The organism is Bradyrhizobium sp. (assembly GCF_049798375.1).
GTDB lineage: Bacteria > Pseudomonadota > Alphaproteobacteria > Rhizobiales > Xanthobacteraceae > Bradyrhizobium.
In genome coordinates this window covers 1-4737 of the sequence record NZ_JBARGP010000540.1, presented here as the reverse complement: position 1 = coordinate 4737, position 4737 = coordinate 1, and the positions used below count along the sequence as shown (strand labels likewise).

Genomic DNA, 4737 nt, shown 5'->3' with positions numbered 1-4737 from the left:
GCGCAGCTCCCGTCTGATCGGAGGAGGCGAGCCCGGTCTCCATGAAGGCACGCAACGCCTCGGTGAAGAAGGCATCGTAATAGGCCGAGCGGTGGCGGATCTGTATTGGTGCCCACATCGGCTCGGCGATCCCGCTCCAGGGCGGGTTGATGATGGCGCTTGCCTGTGAGCGTGCAATAAAGACGCGCGCAAGATTGAACAGCAAGGTCGAGTTCTTGTAGCCGCGCGAGTTGAGGCCGGTCAGCGCCATCAGAAATTCGCGACCCCTGAGATCGGGATCGCCGATCAGGTTGAAGGCGGCATAGGTCGGAATGAAGCCGTTCCTCGCGAACGAGCCCAGGAGATGCGCGCCGCAGGCACGAATGACACGGTCAATCTCGTTGATTGCCGGCATCGGTGCAGGCAGGTTCGCGCGCGCGGGCCGCGGATGCGCGAGCGTGAAACTGTCAAGCAGGTCGGCGACCGGCCGGCCGATCGCCTCCCAGTCCGGCGACGCATCGTCGCGGGCGTGCCTCAGCGCATCGCGCAGCGCGTCGAGGCGCGCCGGCTCGCTCAGCTCGGGCAGGCCGGCACGATGCAGAAGCGCGCGCAGCGCCGGATTGCCGAGCGCGGTCCAGTAGAATTTGGCGATATGCGGGTCGCCACGTCCAGGGTGGCGCAACACCGGATCGCAGACGTCATAGAGCGACGGTCCGTCCTTCCGGGCTGTCAGGGTTCGATAGGCGGCACCGGCGAAATACTGAAAATTCATGAGATTTTCGCTCGGAATCATCATGCTCTGTGCATCAGGTGAGGCGGATGAGCGTGACATGGGGGATTGGCAAAGACAAACGTGATCTGGTCACATTGCGGCCGCCCGGGAGGGCGCATCGTGGCGATGCCGAACCGTATTCTTGCAATGCGCAAGAAGGTTCCACCTGATTAATTTTCCTTTATCTTTCAAGCGTTTGTAGATTTGTCGGTGTTTACCGGTTGCCCCTGCGCGTGGATCGGGTTAAGGCTTTCTTCGTTGCGGCGCCGCAAATTGCGCGCAATTCGACGACACATCGTCCCGCAACTTCTCAAACCTTTCGGGAACCGGCGCGACCAGAGCGAGCTTTGGTCTGACAGGGTTCGCATTGACCGGGTTTGACATCGCCCAGGTTTGGCTCTGACCAGGATCGTATTGATGACAGCAAGGCAGCCCTCTCGTTCCCGCCGTTCGCTTGCGATCGCCGCAACCCTCATCGGCACGGTCTCGCTCGCCATCGGCGCACATGCTGCCTTGAACAAGCGCGCGCTCGATCCCGTAAAGCCGGTTGCCATCGAGCGTGGCCTGGAGACCGGCAAGACCAGCACCAAGCTCGCGCTCGTGATTGGTAATGGTCATTATCCCGACGCGAACGAGCCGCTGCTGCAGTCGATCAATGATGCGCGCGCGCTCGACGGAGCGCTGCGCCGCGACGGCTTCGACGTCGACGTCGTCGAGGACGCCAACAAGGACGACATGGCGCGCGCCATTGCGCGGCTGCAGTCCAAGATCAAGCCGGACACGGTGGTGATGCTGTTCTACGGCGGCTACGCCATCCAGGCCGGCCGGGAGAGCTACATGATCCCGGTCGATGCCAAGATCTGGAAAGAGCGCGACGTCCGCCGCGAGGGCACCAGCGTGGAGCAGGTGCTCGATTTGATGAAGAGCCAGGGCGCCCGCGCCAAGCTGGTCGTGCTCGACGCCTCGCGCCGCAATCCCTATGAGCGTCGCTTCCGTGCGTTTTCACATGGTCTTGCACCCATCACCGCCCCGGCCAATGCACTGATCCTGTCCTCGGCGACGCCGGACAAGGTGGTCGATGACTCAGCAGGGCGGAACAGCGTGCTGGTCGCCGAGCTGTTGAACAATCTCGACGGCAAGCCGGCCGGCGCGGAAGCGGTCTTCAACAAGACCCGCGCGGAGGTCTCCCGCCTCTCGGAAGGCGAGCAGGTGCCGTCCGTCTCCTCATCGCTGCTGGAAGACGTCCGCCTCGGCGCCGAGGCGGACGCGGGGAGCTGAGACGGACGGGCAGACGTTGTTCGCGATGTCGTATCCGCATCCCTCGCTGTAGCCGCATCCACAGCTGTCGTCCCCCGGCTTGACCGGCGAACCCAGTACTCCGAGACCGCTGTAATTGACCGAAATGCCGCGGCGTACTGGATGCCCGCCTTCGCGGGGCATGACGATCGACTTAATGGTCGAGGGCTCTCCGCTTGTCGGAAGTCTCACTATTTTCCAGCCGCCTGCCCCGCGCTCGCCATCACCGGCCGCACCAGATCGCCCTCGCGCAATAGCGAGCCGGCGCGGGCGACCACGACGTCGCCCTCGTTGAGGCCGTCGCGGATTTCGACCTGGCCGCCCGACAGCAGACCGACCTCGACCCGCTTGGTCTCGACCCGATCCCGCCGCACCACCTGGACCACGGTTCCGGCGGGGTCATAGAGCACTGATGTCAGCGGCACCGCGACATTGCAGCTTTGGCCGATCTTGATCAGCGCGCGGCCCGACGAATTGATCAAGAGCCGCCGGTCGCCATTGATGCCAATGAAAACCTGGCCGAGCTGGCTGTTCGGCTCGACGGTCGGCGCGATCAGGCGCACCTTGCCGTCGAGGTCGCCCGCGCCGACGATGTGGATGTTGGCCGTCTGGCTGACCGCGAGCTTGCTGATGTCGGCGCTCGGCACCATGCCGACCATGTCATATTCGTTGCGCGCGATGATCGTGAACAGCGCCTCGCCGCGAGCGGAGGCCAATGCGCCGATGGTCGCGGTCGCGGCCGAGACCGTGCCGGCAACCGGGGCCTGCACCATGATCGTGCCGCCCTCGGGTGGGATCAGCCGCGCCAGGTTCTGACCCGCAGTCACGGTGTCGCCGGGGTCGACCAGCACCTCGGCCACCTTCAGTCCGGGCCGTTCCGGACGCACCGCAGTCTCGTCGCGCGCCAGCACAAGGCCGGAGACCTCGACCGTATTATCGAAGCAGGATTTTGTGACCCTCAGCACCGTGACGGCGGCCCCTTTCGGCGGTTCGCCGTCCTCGGCGATCGCAGCCTGCGCCAGACAGACAAGGCCGGCGGCCGTCAGCAGCGTGCGCGGCAGATGCGAGAAGGGAAAATGCCTCATGCGAAAACCGGTCCTGTGATCTGCTCGTCGATAGCAGACGGGCGCAATCCAGGCCAGCCGACCTATTTGCCCAGGTTGGTCGCGCAAGGTGTGCGCGATGTTCACCGCATGGCCGCGAAATGCCCGAACTTATTTCCGATAGTGACGTTGATGCATCCGAATTCGTTCCGCTCGCTCCCGTGGACCACGCAAATGATCCGGCTCTTGCTCCCGTTGCTTCTATCCTCGTCACTGGTCGTGCCGGCGCTTGCCGCCGAACTGAAGCCAGAGGCCGTCAACAACGCCGAGCTGCGCAAGCGCCCGCCGGGGGAAGAGAAGATGGATCCCGTCGCGATCAAGGCCCAGGTGCTGCTTGACCGTGCTCATTTTTCGCCCGGCGAGATCGACGGCCGCTTCGGCGACAATGCGAAAAAGGCGCTGGCGGCTTTCGCCGCATCGAAAGGCATGAAGACCGGCGCCAAGCTGACGCCCGAACTGTGGACCGCGCTGACCGCGCAGGACCAGGATCCGGCGATCGTCACCTACAAGATCACCAAGCAGGACGTGAAAGGGCCATTCCTTGCGAAAATCCCGCAGCACATGGTGGACATGAAGGACCTTCCCGCGCTTGGCTACACCAGTCCGCGCGAGGCATTGGCCGAGAAATTTCATATGAGCGAGGACCTGCTGGCCGAGCTCAACGCGGGCAAGACGTTCGACAAGGCCGACGACGAGATCGCGGTTGCCGGCGTCATCAAACCCAATGAAACGCGCAAGCAGAAGCTGCCACAGATCGCGAAGCTCGACGTCGACAAGGATGCGGGCACGGTGCAGGCCTTCGACAAGGACAACAATCTTGTCGGCGTATTTCCGGCCACTGTGGGCAGCGACGAGAAGCCGACGCCGACCGGCACCTTCAAGACGGTCTCGTCCGATGCCGATCCGACCTATCGCTACAATCCGGACTACGAATTCAAGGGCGTCAAGTCCGAGAAGCCGTTCACCATCAAGCCCGGCCCGAACAATCCGGTCGGCTCATACTGGATCGGGCTCTCGGTCGGCAACGGCTACGGCATCCACGGCACCCCCGATCCATCGAAGGTCGGCAAATCCGAGTCGCATGGCTGCGTACGCATGACCAATTGGGACGCGCGCCTGATCGGCGAGAACCTGAAGAAGCACGCGGAAGTGGATCTGCATTGAGCGTCATGCCCATGATTCCGGAGGGTTGCGAATAGCGACCGAGCCCGGAATCCCGATGTTGTAAGGCGAGGCCGTCACCGCATCGTCATTGCGAGCGAAGCGACGTGTCCGCCATAGCCCGAAGGGGCTACGGCGGAAGCAATCCAGAATCGATCCGCGGATAAAGTCTGGATTGCTTCGTCGCTTCGCTCCTCGCAATGACGTGGTGGAGGCGCCGTTCTCGTTACTTCGTACCTCGTTCGGTCAACTTCGCGATCACCGGAAAATACGCATCGCCGTCGCCAGCGTCGATCGCTTCCTGCAGCACTGTGCCGATCAGTTCGGCGCCGCGCAGCTTCAGCCCAGCGTCGCCGGCGAGCTCGAGCGCGTAGGAGAGATCCTTCAGTGCGTATTCGCTCGAGAAGGCGCGCTCCGGAAATACGC

3 protein-coding genes and 2 pseudogenes are annotated in these 4737 nt (G+C 63.4%); 2 read left to right on the top strand and 3 right to left on the bottom strand.

Features of this window, described 5'->3' with window-relative positions; genetic code table 11:
* Positions 1 to 751: pseudogene (locus WA702_RS21780) on the bottom strand (hypothetical protein); the annotation flags it as partial.
* 417 nt (positions 752 to 1168) lie between these two features.
* Between WA702_RS21780 and WA702_RS21775 the strand changes: the two are divergent.
* Positions 1169 to 2029 carry a caspase family protein gene (locus WA702_RS21775; protein WP_425112618.1) on the top strand — a complete coding sequence of 287 codons (861 nt, stop codon included), beginning with the start codon at positions 1169 to 1171 and terminating at the stop codon, positions 2027 to 2029.
* 209 nt (positions 2030 to 2238) lie between these two features.
* Here the strand turns inward: WA702_RS21775 and WA702_RS21770 are convergent, their stop codons facing one another.
* A complete protein-coding gene (locus WA702_RS21770; RefSeq protein WP_425112617.1) occupies positions 2239 to 3132 on the bottom strand; it encodes an efflux RND transporter periplasmic adaptor subunit in 894 nt (297 codons plus the stop codon).
* Positions 3133 to 3324: 192 nt separating this feature from the next.
* Here WA702_RS21770 and WA702_RS21765 point away from each other — a divergent pair, with 192 nt between their 5' ends.
* Complete coding sequence (locus tag WA702_RS21765) at positions 3325 to 4314, top strand: L,D-transpeptidase (RefSeq protein WP_425112616.1); 990 nt, start codon at positions 3325 to 3327, stop codon at positions 4312 to 4314.
* Between the two features lie 223 nt (positions 4315 to 4537).
* Here the strand turns inward: WA702_RS21765 and WA702_RS21760 are convergent.
* A pseudogene (locus WA702_RS21760) lies at positions 4538 to 4737 on the bottom strand (NAD(P)-dependent oxidoreductase); the annotation flags it as partial.